Source organism: Micromonospora haikouensis (genome assembly GCF_000876225.1).
Classification (GTDB): Bacteria; Actinomycetota; Actinomycetes; order Mycobacteriales; family Micromonosporaceae; genus Micromonospora; species Micromonospora haikouensis.
The window spans coordinates 579,528-594,317 of the sequence record NZ_JXSX01000002.1 but is presented as its reverse complement, the minus strand read 5'-3'; the positions used below and the strand labels follow the sequence as shown (position 1 = coordinate 594,317).

The 14,790-nt window shown below is 73.3% G+C and carries 16 protein-coding genes; 8 read left to right on the top strand and 8 right to left on the bottom strand.

Annotated features, from left to right (window positions below; all coding sequences use genetic code 11):
• Nucleotides 1–4: 4 nt before the first annotated feature.
• Together groL and groES are read right to left on the bottom strand one after the other, a co-directional pair.
• The gene (groL, locus tag TK50_RS19305) at nucleotides 5–1,651 is read right to left on the bottom strand and encodes a chaperonin GroEL (protein ID WP_043965650.1); all 1,647 of its coding nucleotides are present in this window, start codon (nucleotides 1,649–1,651) and stop codon (nucleotides 5–7) included.
• A gap of 69 nt (nucleotides 1,652–1,720) precedes the next feature.
• Nucleotides 1,721–2,035, bottom strand: coding sequence for a co-chaperone GroES (gene groES / locus TK50_RS19300; RefSeq protein WP_018222648.1), 315 nt, complete (start codon nucleotides 2,033–2,035; stop codon nucleotides 1,721–1,723).
• A gap of 342 nt (nucleotides 2,036–2,377) precedes the next feature.
• Between groES and TK50_RS19295 the strand changes: the two genes are divergently transcribed.
• The 8 genes from TK50_RS19295 (at nucleotide 2,378) to TK50_RS19260 (ending at nucleotide 10,243) form a co-directional block, all read left to right on the top strand.
• A complete protein-coding gene (locus TK50_RS19295) occupies nucleotides 2,378–3,625 on the top strand; it encodes a THUMP-like domain-containing protein (RefSeq protein ID WP_043965648.1) in 1,248 nt (415 codons plus the stop codon).
• 9 nt (nucleotides 3,626–3,634) lie between these two features.
• Nucleotides 3,635–4,114 carry a Cys-tRNA(Pro) deacylase gene (gene ybaK, locus TK50_RS19290; RefSeq protein WP_043965646.1) on the top strand — a complete coding sequence of 160 codons (480 nt, stop codon included), beginning with the start codon at nucleotides 3,635–3,637 and terminating at the stop codon, nucleotides 4,112–4,114.
• Nucleotides 4,115–4,420: 306 nt separating this feature from the next.
• Nucleotides 4,421–5,521, top strand: a complete 1,101-nt coding sequence (locus tag TK50_RS19285; RefSeq protein WP_043965645.1) for a sugar ABC transporter substrate-binding protein — start codon at nucleotides 4,421–4,423, stop codon at nucleotides 5,519–5,521.
• Nucleotides 5,522–5,640: 119 nt separating this feature from the next.
• A complete protein-coding gene (locus tag TK50_RS19280) occupies nucleotides 5,641–6,462 on the top strand; it encodes an ATP-binding cassette domain-containing protein (protein WP_043965643.1) in 822 nt (273 codons plus the stop codon).
• Nucleotides 6,459–7,718: a sugar ABC transporter permease gene (locus TK50_RS19275; RefSeq protein WP_043965641.1), complete on the top strand. Its 1,260-nt coding sequence runs from the start codon at nucleotides 6,459–6,461 to the stop codon at nucleotides 7,716–7,718. Before TK50_RS19280 ends, TK50_RS19275 begins: the two co-directional genes overlap by 4 nt.
• 25 nt (nucleotides 7,719–7,743) lie before the next feature.
• Entirely contained in the window at nucleotides 7,744–8,925 is a 1,182-nt protein-coding gene (locus TK50_RS19270) for an ROK family protein (RefSeq protein ID WP_043965639.1), read from the top strand.
• A gap of 56 nt (nucleotides 8,926–8,981) precedes the next feature.
• Nucleotides 8,982–9,269, top strand: a complete 288-nt coding sequence (locus TK50_RS19265; RefSeq protein WP_043966526.1) for a DUF1707 SHOCT-like domain-containing protein — start codon at nucleotides 8,982–8,984, stop codon at nucleotides 9,267–9,269.
• A gap of 230 nt (nucleotides 9,270–9,499) precedes the next feature.
• Nucleotides 9,500–10,243, top strand: a complete 744-nt coding sequence (locus TK50_RS19260) for a DUF4142 domain-containing protein (protein WP_043965637.1) — start codon at nucleotides 9,500–9,502, stop codon at nucleotides 10,241–10,243.
• A 75-nt stretch (nucleotides 10,244–10,318) separates the two neighbouring features.
• On the opposite strand, the gene TK50_RS19255 is transcribed toward TK50_RS19260, so the two are convergent.
• The 6 genes from TK50_RS19255 to TK50_RS19230 form a co-directional block, all read right to left on the bottom strand.
• Nucleotides 10,319–10,573 (bottom strand): hypothetical protein, encoded by a 255-nt coding sequence (locus tag TK50_RS19255; protein WP_043965635.1) that lies wholly within the window; start codon nucleotides 10,571–10,573, stop codon nucleotides 10,319–10,321.
• Between the two features lie 55 nt (nucleotides 10,574–10,628).
• Nucleotides 10,629–11,675: a tRNA (adenosine(37)-N6)-threonylcarbamoyltransferase complex transferase subunit TsaD gene (gene tsaD / locus TK50_RS19250; RefSeq protein WP_043965633.1), complete on the bottom strand. Its 1,047-nt coding sequence runs from the start codon at nucleotides 11,673–11,675 to the stop codon at nucleotides 10,629–10,631.
• 6 nt (nucleotides 11,676–11,681) lie between these two features.
• Nucleotides 11,682–12,161, bottom strand: coding sequence for a ribosomal protein S18-alanine N-acetyltransferase (gene rimI / locus TK50_RS19245; protein WP_422119949.1), 480 nt, complete (start codon nucleotides 12,159–12,161; stop codon nucleotides 11,682–11,684).
• 81 nt (nucleotides 12,162–12,242) lie between these two features.
• Complete coding sequence (gene tsaB / locus TK50_RS19240; RefSeq protein WP_043965631.1) at nucleotides 12,243–12,920, bottom strand: tRNA (adenosine(37)-N6)-threonylcarbamoyltransferase complex dimerization subunit type 1 TsaB; 678 nt, start codon at nucleotides 12,918–12,920, stop codon at nucleotides 12,243–12,245.
• A gap of 116 nt (nucleotides 12,921–13,036) precedes the next feature.
• On the bottom strand, nucleotides 13,037–13,897 hold the full coding sequence (locus tag TK50_RS19235) for a maleylpyruvate isomerase family mycothiol-dependent enzyme (protein WP_043965629.1): 861 nt from the start codon (nucleotides 13,895–13,897) through the stop codon (nucleotides 13,037–13,039).
• Between the two features lie 180 nt (nucleotides 13,898–14,077).
• Nucleotides 14,078–14,779: a uracil-DNA glycosylase gene (locus tag TK50_RS19230; RefSeq protein WP_043965627.1), complete on the bottom strand. Its 702-nt coding sequence runs from the start codon at nucleotides 14,777–14,779 to the stop codon at nucleotides 14,078–14,080.
• Nucleotides 14,780–14,790: the final 11 nt, after the last annotated feature.

Here is a 14,790-nt window from a genome sequence, read left to right as displayed (position 1 = left end):
TGGGTCAGAAACCCGGGCCGTGCTGGTGGCCGTGGCCGTGCGAGTGGCCGTGGCCACCGGCGGCGGCCGGCTCGGCCTTCTCCGGCTTCTCCACCACCAGGCTCTCGGTGGTGAGCAGCAGGCCGGCGATCGAGGCGGCGTTGGTGACGGCGTTGCGGGTCACCTTCACCGGGTCGATGATGCCGGACTTGGCCAGGTCGACGTAGTCGCCGACGGCCGCGTCGAGGCCCTGGCCCCACTGGCTGCCGACGACCTTCTCCACCACCACGTAGCCGTCGTGGCCGGCGTTCTGGGCGATCCAGCGCAACGGCTCGACCAGCGACTTGCGCACGATCGAGACGCCGGTCTTCTCGTCACCGGTGAAGCCGAGGTCGTCGTCGAGCACCGGCAGGATCTGCGCCAGGGCGGCACCGCCACCCGGGACCGTACCCTCCTCGACGGCGGCCTTGGTCGCGGCGATGGCGTCCTCGATGCGGTGCTTGCGCTCCTTCATCTCGACCTCGGTCGCCGCGCCCACCTTGATGACCGCGATGCCGCCGGAGAGCTTCGCCAGCCGCTCGGCCAGCTTCTCCCGGTCCCAGTCGGAGTCCGAGGCCTCGATCTCCTTGCGGATCTGGGCGACCCGGTCGGCGACCTCGCTGGCCTGGCCACCACCGTCGACGATGGTGGTGGTCTCCTTGTCGACCACGACGCGCCGGGCGGTGCCGAGCACCTCCAGGCCGACCTGGTCGAGCTTGTAGCCCAGCTCCGGGGCGACCAGCTCGGAGCCGGTGAGGATCGCCATGTCCTGGAGCATCGCCTTGCGGCGGTCGCCGAAGCCGGGGGCCTTCACCGCGCAGACCTTGAGGGTCTTGCGGACCGCGTTGACCATGAGCGTCGACAGGGCCTGGCCCTCGACGTCCTCGGCGACGATCAGCAGCGGCTTGTTGTTCTGGAGGACCTTCTCCAGCAGCGGCAGCAGCTCCTCGATCCCCGAGATCTTCTGCGTGGTGATCAGGATGTACGGGTCCTCCAGGACCGACTCCTGACCCTCCACGTCGGTGACGAAGTTGGGGGAGATGAAGCCCTTGTCGAACTGGAGGCCCTCGGTCACGTTGAGCTCGGTGGTGAGCGCGGAGCCCTCCTCGACGGTGATGACGCCGTCGCGGCCCACCCGCTCCATCGCCTCGGCGATCAGCTCGCCGATGGTGGCGTCCTGCGCGGAGATCGTCGCGACGTGCGCGATCGACTCCTTGCCGGCGACCTCGACGGCCCGGTCGAGCAGGGCCTCGGAGACCTTCGTGGCCGCCGCGTCGATGCCGCGCTTGAGGCCGGACGGGCTGGCGCCGGCGGCCACGTTGCGCAGGCCCTCGCGGACCATGGCCTGGGCCAGCACGGTCGCGGTGGTGGTCCCGTCGCCGGCGACGTCGTTGGTCTTGGTCGCCACCTCCTTGACCAGCTGCGCGCCGAGGTTCTCGTACGGGTTGGTGAGCTCGATCTCCTTGGCGATGGTCACGCCGTCGTTGGTGATCGTGGGCGCACCGAATTTCTTGTCCAGGACGACGTTGCGCCCGCGCGGGCCGAGAGTGACCTTGACCGCGTCCGCGAGGGCGTTGACACCGTGCTCCAGCAGGTGCCGGGCGTCGTCCGAGAAGCTCAGGATCTTCGCCATCTGTATCCCTTCGAAGCGTCACTGCCCCGGCCCGGCGAGCCGGACCGGGGCAGTGACGCGGATCGGTTGTTACTTCTCGATGACCGCGAGGACGTCGCGGGCGGAGAGCACCAGGTACTCCTCGCCGGCGTACTTGACCTCGGTGCCGCCGTACTTCGAGTAGAGGACGGTGTCGCCGACCTTCACGTCGATCGGCACGCGGTTGCCCTTGTCGTCGATCCGGCCCGGGCCGACAGCGAGGACGGTGCCCTCCTGCGGCTTCTCCTTGGCGGTGTCGGGGATCACGATGCCCGACGCCGTGGTGGTCTCAGCCTCGTTCGCCTGGACCACGATGCGGTCCTCGAGCGGCTTGATCGCAACCTTGGTCGCGGTAGTCACGGGCATACCCTCCTGGGGTACTGGTTTCGTTGCCGGACGGCGGGGCCGACCAGCGTCAATCTGCCACATGCCACCGGGCGGGGCCGTCGTCGCGGGTGCCGGTCCGCCTGGCGTCAACCCCCGGGCACGGGGCCCGGAAGCTGGCACCCTCGATGGGAGAGTGCTAATCGCAGGTTAGGCCGTGGCTAGCACTCCGTCAAGGAGAGTGCCAACGCGTCGCCCGTCGTGTCGCCACAGTTCCGCCACTCGTCACCGCGACACGCCGCCACCGCCGACCCCCGGACCTCGTCGACCTCCGACACCACCACCGCCGTCGGTCCACCGCCGCCCGGGCCCGACAATGGGCGCGTGGATCTCGACCAGCTCGCCGCCCTGCGTACCCCCGACGGGTCGGCCGCGCTCGCCGCGGCGACCGAGGTGGCCGGCGGCGACCCGCTGGCCGCAGCGGCCGCGCTCCGCTCGGCCGGGGTGACCGCCGGGCTGGCCGCCGCCGCGCTGACCCAGGCCGAGCTGCGCCGCCGGGCCGTCGGCAAGTTCGGGCCGGCGGCGGCCGGCATGTTCCTCACCCGCGCCGGCCTGGAGCAGGCGACCCGGGGGGTGGTCGCGGCCCGGCGGGCCGACCGGCTGCGCGCCGCCGGGGTGCGCACCCTGGCCGACCTGGGCTGCGGCCTCGGCGCCGACGCGCTCGCCGCCGCCCGCGCCGGCATCCGGGTGTACGGGGTGGAGGCCGACCCGGTCACCGCCGCGATGGCCGCCGCGAACGCCGAGGCCGCCGGGCTGGCCGACGTTTTCACGGTGGAGTGCGGCGACGCCACGGCGTTCGACGTGTCCTCCGTCGACGCGGCGTTCTGCGACCCGGCGCGGCGCAGGGCCGGCACGGGCCGGCGGATCTTCGACCCCAACGCCTACTCGCCGCCGTGGGACTTCGTCACGGCGCTGGCCGATCGGGTGCCGCACACGGTGGTGAAGGTGGCCCCCGGGCTCGACCACAGCCTGATCCCGGCCGGCGCGGAGGCGGAGTGGGTCAGTGTGGGCGGCGACCTGGTCGAGGCCGCCCTGTGGTGCGGCCGGCTCGCCGAGGTCCCCCGCCGCGCGACTGTGCTGAAGGAAGGGCCCCCTGGCAACGCTTCCGGCACAGGCCACCACACCTCCCACCAGCTCACCGGCTCCGGCGCGGCCGAGGCGGCGGTCGGGCCCGTCCGGCGGTACGTCCACGACCCGGACCCGGCCGTCGTCCGCGCGCACCTCGTGGCGGAGCTGGCCGGCGAACTGGATGCCACGCTCGCCGACCCGACCATCGCCTACCTGTACGCCGACGCTCCCGGCGCGACGCCGTTCGCCCGCTGCCTGGAGGTCACCGACGTGCTGCCGTTCTCGCTGAAGCGGCTGCGCGCCCTGCTGCGCGAGCGCAGGGTGGGCCGCGTCGAGATCCTCAAGCGCGGCTCGGCGCTGGAGCCGGAGCGGCTGCGGCGCGACCTGCGGCTGGCCGGCCCGGAGGCGGCGAGCCTGGTGCTGACCCGGGTGGCCGGCGCGCCGACCGTGCTGGTCTGCCGCCCGGTGACGTATCCGCTGGATCACGAGGCGACGGCCGGCTAGCTTGTCGGCATGGCGGGACAGGGGACTCCGGCGACGGCGCTGCTGACGAAGCGGAAGATCCGGCACAGCACCCACCCGTACGACGTGTCGCCGGACGCGCCGAACTACGGCGCGCTCGTCGCGGCGGCCCTGGGCGTGCCACCGGAGCGGGTGTTCAAGTCCCTCGTCACCGAGGTCGACGGCGCGCTCGCGGTGGCGGTGGTGCCGGTGACGGGCGAGCTGGACCTCAAGGCGCTCGCCGCCGCGCTCGGCGGCAAGCGGGCGACGATGGCCGACCGGGCGGTGGCGGAGCGGGCCACCGGGTATGTGCGCGGCGGGATCAGCCCGCTCGGCCAGCGCAAGCGCCTGCCCACGGTGCTGGACGCCTCCGCGCTGGCCCACAACACCGTGTACGTCTCGGCGGGCCGGCGCGGGCTCCAGCTCCAGCTCGCCCCGGCCGACCTGGTCGCGCTCACCGACGCCACCACCGCCCCCATCGCCGCCGGCTGACCGCCGCCGCGAGCCGAGCGGCATCCCGAGCCCGCCACCCCGAGCCGGGGCGTCGGCATGCGGCAGGTTTGGCGGCCTGCGGCATCGGCAATTCTCATGATCGCCGCGTCGAGGCGCGGCCCTTCGGTCTGCCCGCTTTCGGGGCGGTTAGGGCACAGTGTCGATCACGTTGCTGAATTGTTACCGCCGCCAACAAACTTCTGACCTCGGCGGTCTTGTGCCGGGAGTGTGGCGCGCAATACGTTGCCGGACACAACAAAACACCGCTCCACTCCCACTCCCCCACCCCCGAAAGGACCCGTGCAGATGCGCAAGGGCTTCCTCACCTTCGCCGCCGTGGGCCTGCTGGCCGCCGGCAGCATGGCCGCCTGCGGCGAGAACTCCGACGGCGGCGACCAGGCCGGATCCTCCGAGAAGAAGCCGAAGATCGGCGTGATCCTGCCGGACAGCAAGTCCTCCGCCCGCTGGGAGGGCGCCGACCGCAAGTTCCTGGAGGCCGCGTTCAAGGCCGCCAACGTCGAGTACGACATCCAGAACGCGCAGGGCGACAAGACCGCGTTCCAGACCATCGCGGACCAGATGATCACCAACGGGGTGACCACCCTGATGATCGTCAACCTGGACTCGGGCACCGGCAAGGCCGTGCTCGACAAGGCCAAGTCGCAGGGCGTCGCCACGATCGACTACGACCGGCTCACGCTGGGCGGGTCCGCGCAGTACTACGTCAGCTTCGACAACGAGGCCGTCGGCAAGCTCCAGGGCGAGGGCCTCGCCAAGTGCCTGACCGACAAGGGCGTCAAGAACCCGGCCATCGCCTACCTCAACGGCTCGCCGACCGACAACAACGCGACCCTGTTCAAGAACGGGTACGACTCGGTGCTCAAGCCGAAGTTCGACTCGAAGGAGTACACCAAGGTCGCCGACGACTCGGTGCCGGACTGGGACAACACGCAGGCCGCCACGATCTTCGAGCAGCAGTACACCAAGGCCAGTGGCAAGATCGACGGCGTGCTGGCCGCGAACGACGGCCTCGGCAACGCCGCCATCTCCGTGCTGAAGAAGAACAAGCTCAACGGCAAGGTCCCGGTGACCGGGCAGGACGCCACCGTGCAGGGCCTGCAGAACATCCTCGCCGGTGACCAGTGCATGACCGTCTACAAGGCCGTCAAGAAGGAGGCGGACGCCGCCGCCGAGCTGGCCATCGCGGTCGCCAAGGGCGAGAAGAAGGACACCGGGCAGACCGTCAAGGACGTCGAGGGCAACCGGGACGTCCCGGCCGTCCTGCTGGAGCCGAAGGCCATCTACAAGGACAACGTCAAGGACGTCGTCGCCGACGGCTTCGTCACCAAGGAAGAGCTCTGCACCGCCGCCTACACCAAGCTCTGCACCGAAGCCGGCATCAGCTGACCCGTACGCCGACCGTCGTACCCGCCAGGCGACGCCGCCCGGCACGGAGACCCCGTGCCGGGCGGCGGCCCGCGCCGGACGGGCTCCGCGATCTCCCCTCCGCGCATTAGGAGACCCTTGTGTCCGCAACCCCCCTGCTGGAACTACGAGGGATCGACAAGAGCTTCGGTCCCGTCCAGGTGCTGCGCGACGTCGCCCTCACCGCCCACCCCGGCGAGGTCACCGCGCTGGTCGGCGACAACGGCGCCGGCAAGTCGACCCTGGTGAAGTGCATCAGCGGCATCTACCCCATCGACTCCGGCGAGTTCCTCTTCGAGGGCCGCCCGGTCAGCATCAACAGCCCCCGCGACGCCGCCGCCCTGGGCATCGAGGTCGTCTACCAGGACCTCGCGCTCTGCGACAACCTCGACATCGTGCAGAACATGTTCCTCGGCCGCGAGAAGCACACCGGCCTCGTCCTCGACGAGCCGACCATGGAGCAGATGGCCGCCGAGACCCTCGCCGGGCTGAGCGTCCGGACGGTGAAGTCGCTACGCCAGCACGTCTCCAGCCTCTCCGGCGGCCAGCGGCAGACCGTCGCCATCGCCAAGGCGGTGCTCTGGAACAGCCGGCTGGTCATCCTCGACGAGCCGACCGCCGCGCTGGGCGTCGCGCAGACCGCTCAGGTGCTGGAGCTGGTCCGCCGGCTGGCCGACAACGGCCTCGCCGTCGTGCTCATCTCGCACAACATGAACGACGTCTTCGCGGTCTCCGACCGGATCGCCGCCCTCTACCTCGGCCAGATGGTGGCCCAGGTGAAGACCACCGACATCACCCACTCGCAGGTCGTCGAGCTGATCACCGCCGGGCGTTCCGGCGCCCTCGGGCTCGCCGCCGAGCCGGCGGGTGGCAACGGCACCGGCGGCGCGGCCGTCGGCACGACCCGGGGAGCCCTCCGATGACCACCACCGTCGTGAAGAAGGAAGGGCCGGCGGCGGTCACCCCGCCCGTCACCGTCGGCGGCCACGTGCGCAGCTACGTCAGCCGGGTACGCGGCGGCGACATCGGCGCCCTGCCGGCCGTGCTGGGCCTGATCGTGCTCTGCACGGTCTTCGCGATCATGCGCCCCTCGTTCCTGTCCGCCGGCAACTTCGCCAACCTGTTCACCCAGGGCGCGGCGATCACGCTGATCGCGATGGGGCTGGTCTTCGTCCTGCTGCTCGGCGAGATCGACCTCTCCGCCGGCTTCGCCAGCGGCGTCTGCGCGGCCGTCCTCGCCAACGTCGTCACCGTGCTCGGCTACCCCTGGTGGGTCGCGGTGCTCGCCGCGCTCGTCACCGGCGTGCTCATCGGCACCGCGCTGGGCTTCCTGGTGGCGAAGGTCGGCATCCCGTCGTTCGTGGTCACCCTCGCCGGCTTCCTCGCCTTCCAGGGCATCGTGCTGATGCTGATGAAGGAGGGCGCCAACATCTCCGTACGCGACGAGACGCTGGTGGCGATCTCCAACCGCAACCTGCCGCCCGCGATCGGCTGGGCGCTGGCCGCCGTCGCCGTCGCCGGCTACGCGGCGGTGCAGCTCATGCGGCACCGCAACCGGTCCGCCCGGGGCCTCGTCACCGACCCGCTGGCCGTCGTGGCCGCCCGGGTGGGCGTGCTGGCGGTCATCCTCGGCGTCGCCGTGTACGTGCTCAACCTGGAGCGCAGCCGCAATGTCCTGATCACCTCGCTCAAGGGCGTGCCGATCGTGGTGCCGATCATCGCGGTGCTGCTGATCGTCTGGACGTTCGTGCTCCAGCGCACCAGCTACGGCCGGCACGTCTACGCGGTCGGCGGCAACAAGGAGGCGGCCCGCCGCGCCGGCATCAACGTCGACCGGATCCGCATCTCGGTCTTCGTCATCTGCTCCTCGATGGCCGCGATCGGCGGCATCGTGGCGGCGAGCAGGGCCAACTCTGTCGACCCCAACACGGGTGGCAGTAATGTGCTGCTCTACGCCGTGGGCGCGGCGGTGATCGGCGGCACCAGCCTCTTCGGCGGCAAGGGCCGGGTGCTCGACGCCGTGCTCGGCGGCGCGGTGGTCGCCGTGATCGACAACGGCATGGGTCTGATGGGCTACAGCTCGGGGGTCAAGTACGTGGTCACCGGCGTCGTGCTGCTGCTCGCCGCGAGCGTGGACGCCCTGTCCCGCCGCCGGTCGGCCGCCACCGGCAACCGTTGACGCCCGCACGGAAGTACCGGTAACGATGCGCGTGGGACCGAGTCAGGACGAGATCCGTCGGCAGAACCTCGGTGCCCTGCTGCGCTACGTGCACGTCCACGGCGCGACGACCCGCGCCGAGCTGACCACCACGCTCGGGCTCAACCGCAGCACCATCGGCGCGCTCACCGCCGACCTGGCCGGCGCCGGACTGGTCAGCGAGGGCGCGCCGAAGGAGACCGGCCGGGCCGGACGACCGTCGCTGGTCGTCCGGCCCGAGTCGGAACGGGTCTACGCGTACGCGTACAGCGTGGAGGTGGACCGGCTGCGGGCCGCACGGGTCGGCCTGGGCGGCGCGGTGCTCGATCGCCGGGAACTGGACCGGCCCCGCAACCTGGTGGCCGGGGAGGCCGCGCCGCTGCTGGCCGGCGCGGTCAAGGAGATGCACCAGTCGGTGCCCGCGGGCGCGGTCTGCGTCGGCGCCGGGGTCGCGGTCTGCGGCATGGTCCGCCGCGACGACGGCCTGGTCCGGCTCAGCCCGACCACCGGCTGGGTGGACGAGCCGATCGGCGCGGCGCTCGCCGCCGAGCTGGGCATCGACGTGCCGATCACCGTCGGCAACGTGGCCGACGTGGCGGCGTTCGCCGAGCACGCCCGGGGCGTCGCCGCCGGCTGCGACAACGTCATCTACCTGTACGGGGACGTCGGCGTCGGCGCGGGCATCATCGCCGGCGGCCGGCGGCTGACCGGGCACGGCGGGTACAGCGGCGAGGTCGGCCACATGGTGGTGGTGCGCGGCGGGGAGCCCTGCGAGTGCGGCTCCCGGGGCTGCTGGGAGACCGAGATCGGCGAGCACGGTCTGCTGCGGGCCGCCGGCCGGTCCGACGCCCGGGGGCCCGACGCGGTGCTGGCCGTCTTCGAGGCCGCCGACCGGGGCGACGCGCGGGCCCAGACGGCGGTACGGCAGGCCGGGGACTGGCTCGGCTTCGGCGTGGCCAACCTGGTCAACATCTTCAACCCCGAGATGGTCATCTTCGGCGGCACGATGCGGGACCTCTACCTGGCCGCGGCGGCCCAGGTCCGCAGCCGGCTCAACTCGATGGGGCTCCCGGCCTGCCTGGAGCACGTGCGGCTGCGTACCCCGAAACTCGGCGACGACGCGGCGCTGATCGGCGCGGCCGAGCTGGCGTTCGAACGGCTCCTCGCCGACCCCCTCGACGCGGCCTGACCGCCCCGTTCCGCGTGGGGCGCCCCGGGCGGGCGCGGCTGCGTACGCTGTCCGGCGTGGACGTCGAGCTGCGCGCCTCCGACGACGACCGGCAGCGGGCGGTCGCCGACCTGCAACGGCACGCCTCGGCGGGCCGGCTCACCCTGGACGAGTTCTCCGAGCGGGCCGCCGACGCCTGGGCCGCCCGCACCCTCGGCGACCTGGCCGCGGTGACCCGGGACCTGCCGGCCGACCCGGTCCTGTCCGCCTCGCCCGCGCACGGCCGGCGGGACCTGCTGGTCGTCTTCGCGGTCGCCGTCGCCACCCTGATCCTGCTCGGCCTGCTGATGGCCGCCACCCGCTGACGCGCTCCCGCCGCACCTGACCCGCCGCGCCCGCGCCCGCCCCCGCCGCCGCGCGCCCGCCGCCGGATTCACTCCGCCCGATTCCCCCCGCCTGATTTCGCGAGACGCTCTTCCGGGATTCGGATGAACTGATCGCGGCGGCGATCCGTACCAGTGACCGGAGGGGCGGCCCGGGGGACCCGGCCGCCCGGACGGACGCGTTCGGCCCGGACCGAGGAGGCACCGCACCCATGGCACCGCTCAGATCCGCACGTCGCCGGCCAGGGCACCGGACCCACCGGATGGCGGCGCTGGTGGTCACCTTCGTCGCCGCGCTCGGGGTGCTACCCGGCGTGGCCGTCGCCGCACCCGCCAACGCCCAGCTCAACGCCGCCGACATGACGCTGCTCGCCGGCGTACGGCTGGCCGGCCTGTGGGAGATGCCGGCCGGCGAGATGGCCGCCGAGAAGGGCCAGTCGGCCCGGGTACGCGAGATCGGCGCGGAGATCTCCCGGCAGCACGGGGTGCTGGACCAGCTCGTCGTGGACGCCGCCAACAAGCTCGGCGCGACCCTCCCGTCGGACGCCACCGCCGAGCAGAAGGGGTGGCTCAAGGAGATGCAGGAGTCCACCGGCGGCCGGTTCGACCAGATCTTCGTGACCCGGCTCCGGGTGGCGCACGGCAAGATCTTCCCGGTCATCGGCGCGGTGCGCGCCAGCACCCGGGACGCGACCGTCCGCAAGCTCGCCGACGAGGCCAACGACTTCGTCTCCGACCACATGGCGATGCTGGAGAGCACCGGCCTGGTCCGGTGGGAGCAGCTCCCGCCCGCCGCCCTGCCGCCGGCGCAGAGCGACTCGCTGGTCGCGGCGGCAGCCGCGAACGTCGGCAGCGGCGGCCGGCTCGGCGTCAGCACGACGGTGGTGTGGCTGGTCTTCATCGCCGCGCTCGGCACCGGTGGCATCGCCACGTACCGCATCCTGCGCCGCAACTGACCGGAGCTTGTCAGGAGGGGTCCCCTGTGCAACAGAATGCGTTGACAGGGGGCCCTTCCTTGCACGCTTACGCCGTCAGCGGTCGACCTCCGTGAAGTCCCACGCGTGCGGGGGGCGGGCCAGCAGCGTCGCGGGCGGGTCGGGCAGCGGCCGAGGGCTGCTGCGCCACTTCGAGATCACCACCACCCGGTGGTCGGTGGAGCTGAACACCTCGCTGGACACGTGCAGCGGGTCGTGCTCGACCTCCGGCAGCGCGGTGTCGCAGACCCAGGTGATCAGGTCGGCGAAGCCGTAGGGCTCCGCCCGCGCCTCCCACATCCGTACGATCACGTCGTCACTCCCCTCGCTCGTGTCGGGCCGCCGGCGGCGCTCCCGGGCCGGGCCGTCACACGCTGACCGTGGTCAGCGGCAGGGCCGAGTCGGCCGGCAGGTCCAGCCGGCTGGGCGCGACCCCCGCCGCGACCAGGTGCGAGCCCAGCGCGGCCACCATCGCCCCGTTGTCGGTGCACAGCTTCGGCCGGGGCACCCGCACCCGGATGCCGAGCTTCGCCGCCCGCTGCTCGGCCAGCACCCGCAGCCGCGAGTTCGCCGCCACTCCCCCGCCGATCACCAGCGTGTCCACCCCGTGGGCCTGGCACGCGGCCAGCGCCTTCGCGGTGAGCACGTCGCACACCGCCTCCTGGAACGACGCGGCCACGTCGGCCACCGGCACCGGCTCGCCGGCCCGCTGCCGGGCCTCCACCCAGCGGGCCACGGCCGTCTTCAGGCCGGAGAACGAGAAGTCGTAGCGGTGGGCGGCGAGGTCCTTCGCGGCGGTGAGGCCGCGCGGGAAGCCGATCGCGGCCGGGTCACCGGCGGCGGCCTCCCGGTCGACGTACGGGCCGCCCGGGAACGGCAGGCCGAGCAGCCGGGCCACCTTGTCGAACGCCTCACCGGCGGCGTCGTCGATCGTCGCGCCGAGCGGGGTCACGCCCCGGGCCAGGTCGTCGACGAGCAGCAGGGACGAGTGCCCGCCGGAGACCAGCAGGGCGATCGCCGGCTCAGGCAGCGGCCCGTGCTCCAGGGTGTCCACGGCGACGTGCGCGGCGAGGTGGTTCACCCCGTACACCGGCTTCTCGGCGGCCAGCGCGTACCCCTTCGCGGCGGCCACGCCGACCAGCAGCGCGCCGGCCAGCCCCGGGCCGGACGTCACCGCGATGGCGTCGATGTCGGCGATGGTCACCCCCGCCTCGGCCAGCGCCCGGTCCATGGTGGGCACGATGGCCTCCAGGTGGGCGCGGCTGGCCACCTCGGGCACCACCCCGCCGAACCGGGCGTGCTCGGCGACGCTGGAGGCCAGCGCGTCCGCGAGCAGGGTGTGCCCGCGCACGATGCCGATGCCGGTCTCGTCGCAGGAGGTCTCGATGCCGAGGATGAGCGGTGCGTCGGCCATGGCTCCTCAGTCCTGGTCGCGCCGCATGACCAGCGCGTCGGTGTTGCTGGGTTGGTAGTAGCCGCGGCGGACGCCGATCGGCTCGAAGCCGTACGTCGCGTAGAGCCGCTGGGCGGGGGCGTTGTCCGCCGCCACCTCCAGCAGCGTGCTGCGTACGCCCCGGCGGGCCGCCTCGGCGAGCAGCGCCTCCAGCAGCGCCCGGCCCACCCCGCGCCGCTGGGCGTCCCGGGCGACGGCGATGTTCTGCACCCACGCCTCGTCCGGGGCGGCGACGGCGAGCCCGGCGTAGCCGAGCACCCGCTCCCCGTCGGCCGGGGTGGCGACCAGGTAGAAGTGGCCGTTGGCCAGCTCGTTCCAGAACATCGCCGGCGACCACCGCTCGGCCCCGAACAGGTCCGCCTCGATCGGCAGCACCTCGTCGACGTGCCACCAGCGGAACCGGCCCAGCCGGATCCCGTCCGGGCCGGGCCGCTCGGGCCCGCTCACGGCCGGCGCTCCCGCCCGCTCACGGCCGGCGCTCCCGCCCGCTCACGGCCGGCGTTCCTGTCCGCCCGGCCTCCCGCCGGCTCACGGCAGGACCGACTTGCGGGCGGTGGCGGCCACGGCGTCGGGGCGGCGCAGGTACAGCGGGGTGAGCGGCTCGCCGGGCGCGCCGGCCCGGATCCGCTCGGCCGCCAGCAGGGCCAGCGCGGTCGGGTCCGGGTAGCGGGGCTCGTCGCGCAGCGGCAGGCCGAGCACGTCGGCGTACCGGTGTGCGCCGTCGCCGACCGCGGCGGTGACCCCCAGGTCGCGGGCGCGCTGCGCGGCGACCGCCGGGGCGTCGACGTCGGGGCCGGCGATCCGCTGGCCCGCGCCGTCGTACACCGCCCAGTAGACCTCCCGGCGGCGGGCGTCGCCGGCCGCCAGGACCGGCTCGCCGGCCGCCGCCGGGTGGCCGATCCCGTCCAGCGAACACACGCCGTACGCCGCGACGCCGAGCACCTGGGCCATGGTGGCGGCGGTGACCAGCCCCACCCGCAGCCCGGTGAACGGGCCGGGGCCGAGGCCGGCGACGATCGCGGTCAGGTCGGTCGGGCGGGCGTCGACCTCGGCGAGGACGGCGTGCACCTGTGGGGCGAGCAGCTCGCCGTGCGCGCGGGCGTCGACGGTGCGCCGCTGGGCGCGCGGCGTCACGCCGTCCGCCGTGACCTCCACCAGCGCCGCGGTCACCGCAGGGGTCGAGGAGTCCACCACCAGTACGAGCACGAACGCAACCCTAACCGCCCGCCCACCGCCCCTCCCGCACCCCCACGCCGCGCCCCGTCCTGGCGGGGCCGATCTCGACGATGGCGCGAACCCCTTGATCGACAGGCGGGGCGGGGTCAGCTGGGGGTGCGCAGGACCCGCAGGAAGGGGAACAGGAGCCAGGGGCGGCGGCCCCGGATCGAGACGCCGCCGGTGAGGGCGGTGCGGACGCGGCTCACGCGGCCGAACAGCATCAGGTTGAGCGCCGCCGGGTCGAATCGCACCCGCACGTCCGGGCGGGCGCCCGGCGCGGCGATCGACACCAGCCCCCGGTGCAGGACGAGGGTGATGTCGGCGCAGTACGCCGATCGGAACTCCACCGTGATCGGGCGCTCCCGGGGCGGCTCGTCGTTGTCGAGCAGCCGCCCGTAGCCGGCACGGACCACCCCGACGAGGAACACCTCGAAGAACAGCACGGCCTCCCGGCCGGGCATCTCCCACGGCCGGCCGGTGGCGCGGGCGATGTCCCACCCGTGCACGAGCAGCTCGTTGACGAGGTGGCCGAAGAGGCCGGCGAGCGGGGCGCGGGCGTCGCCGAACCAGGGCAGCAACTCGTCGGGGTCGCGGTCGGCGGCGATCGAGAGGATCTTCGCCACGTCGGCGCGGAACTGCGCCAGCAGCGGCGCGGGATCGCGCTCCGTCAGGTGGGCCAGGACCAGGTCGTTGACGCCCTCGATGGTGTCCACGGTGACCGTCGGCAGCCGGGCGTCGAGACCCGGGATCGGCAGCGGCGGGTGCTCCGGGTCGAGCTTCGTCGCATACCACCAGGCGACCGAGACCAGGTGGACGACGGTGTCGGCGACCGACCAGTGCGCGGTCACCATGCTCTGCGGCCGGTCGACCGACTCGACGAGCCGGGCGAACCGGTCGGTGGCCGCCGCCAGCGCCTCCTGGGCCGCGCGCCACTGCTGCGGGTTGACCGTCGCCGTAGCCGCCACGTGCCGCCTCCGATCCGTGGAGCCGCCGGGATACCAGGATGCCGACAGTCTAAATCAGACGGTGATCGCCCGGTCACTCCGAAAGTGCGGTGTGACCGGGCGACGCTACCCACGCGCCGGGCAGCCCTCCCCGCCGGGCGGTCCACCCGGCGATCCGCCCGGCCGGGCGGTGGAGCCCGCTCAGCCCGCCGAACGCTCCCAGTCGATGGTCGGCAGGCCCGCGTCGGCGAGGGCCTTGTTGGTCGCGCTGAACGGGCGGCTGCCGAGGAACCCGCGCGGGTTCATCGGGCTCGGGTGACCGGCCTCCAGCACCACGTGCTGCGGGTTGGTGACCAGGGCCGCCTTCTTGCGGGCGTACCCGCCCCAGAGCAGGAAGACGACCCGCTGGTCGAGGGCGTCGAGGGCGCGGATCGTCGCGTCGGTGAACTCCTCCCACCCCTTGTTGGCGTGCGAGCCGGGGGTGGCCTGCCGGACGGTCAGCACCGAGTTGAGCAGCAGCACCCCCTGCGCGGCCCAGCCGTCGAGGTTGCCGCTGCGCGGCTTCGCCACCCCCAGGTCCTCGGTCAACTCCTTGAAGACGTTGCGCAGCGACGGCGGGACGGAGACTCCCTCGCGGACGCTGAAGCTCAGCCCGTGCGCCTGCCCCGCCTTGTGGTAGGGGTCCTGCCCGAGGATCAGCACCCGGGTCTGGCCCGGCCCGCACAGCCGGTACGCGGAGAACAGATCCTCGACCGGCGGGAAGACGGTCTGGGTGGCGTACTCCCCGGCGACGAACTCGGCCAGCGCGGCCGTGCGGGCCGGGTCGAGGTGCGGGGTGAGCAGGGCGCGCCACTCCTCGGGCAGCAGGGAGAGCAGGTCGAGGGTGGGGGCGTCGTGGGGCATCGGCAACCTTT

Excerpts from the sequence above, each read along its gene's own strand:
- groES (WP_018222648.1), bottom strand. The coding sequence starts at position 2,035 with ATGCCCGTGACTACCGCGACCAAGGTTGCGATCAAGCCGCTCGAGGAC.
- groL (WP_043965650.1), bottom strand. The coding sequence starts at position 1,651 with ATGGCGAAGATCCTGAGCTTCTCGGACGACGCCCGGCACCTGCTGGAG.
- TK50_RS19275 (WP_043965641.1), top strand. The coding sequence starts at position 6,459 with ATGACCACCACCGTCGTGAAGAAGGAAGGGCCGGCGGCGGTCACCCCG.
- ybaK (WP_043965646.1), top strand. The coding sequence starts at position 3,635 with ATGGCGGGACAGGGGACTCCGGCGACGGCGCTGCTGACGAAGCGGAAG.
- TK50_RS19260 (WP_043965637.1), top strand. The coding sequence starts at position 9,500 with ATGGCACCGCTCAGATCCGCACGTCGCCGGCCAGGGCACCGGACCCAC.
- tsaD (WP_043965633.1), bottom strand. The coding sequence starts at position 11,675 with ATGGCCGACGCACCGCTCATCCTCGGCATCGAGACCTCCTGCGACGAG.
- TK50_RS19270 (WP_043965639.1), top strand. The coding sequence starts at position 7,744 with ATGCGCGTGGGACCGAGTCAGGACGAGATCCGTCGGCAGAACCTCGGT.
- TK50_RS19230 (WP_043965627.1), bottom strand. The coding sequence starts at position 14,779 with ATGCCCCACGACGCCCCCACCCTCGACCTGCTCTCCCTGCTGCCCGAG.
- TK50_RS19285 (WP_043965645.1), top strand. The coding sequence starts at position 4,421 with ATGCGCAAGGGCTTCCTCACCTTCGCCGCCGTGGGCCTGCTGGCCGCC.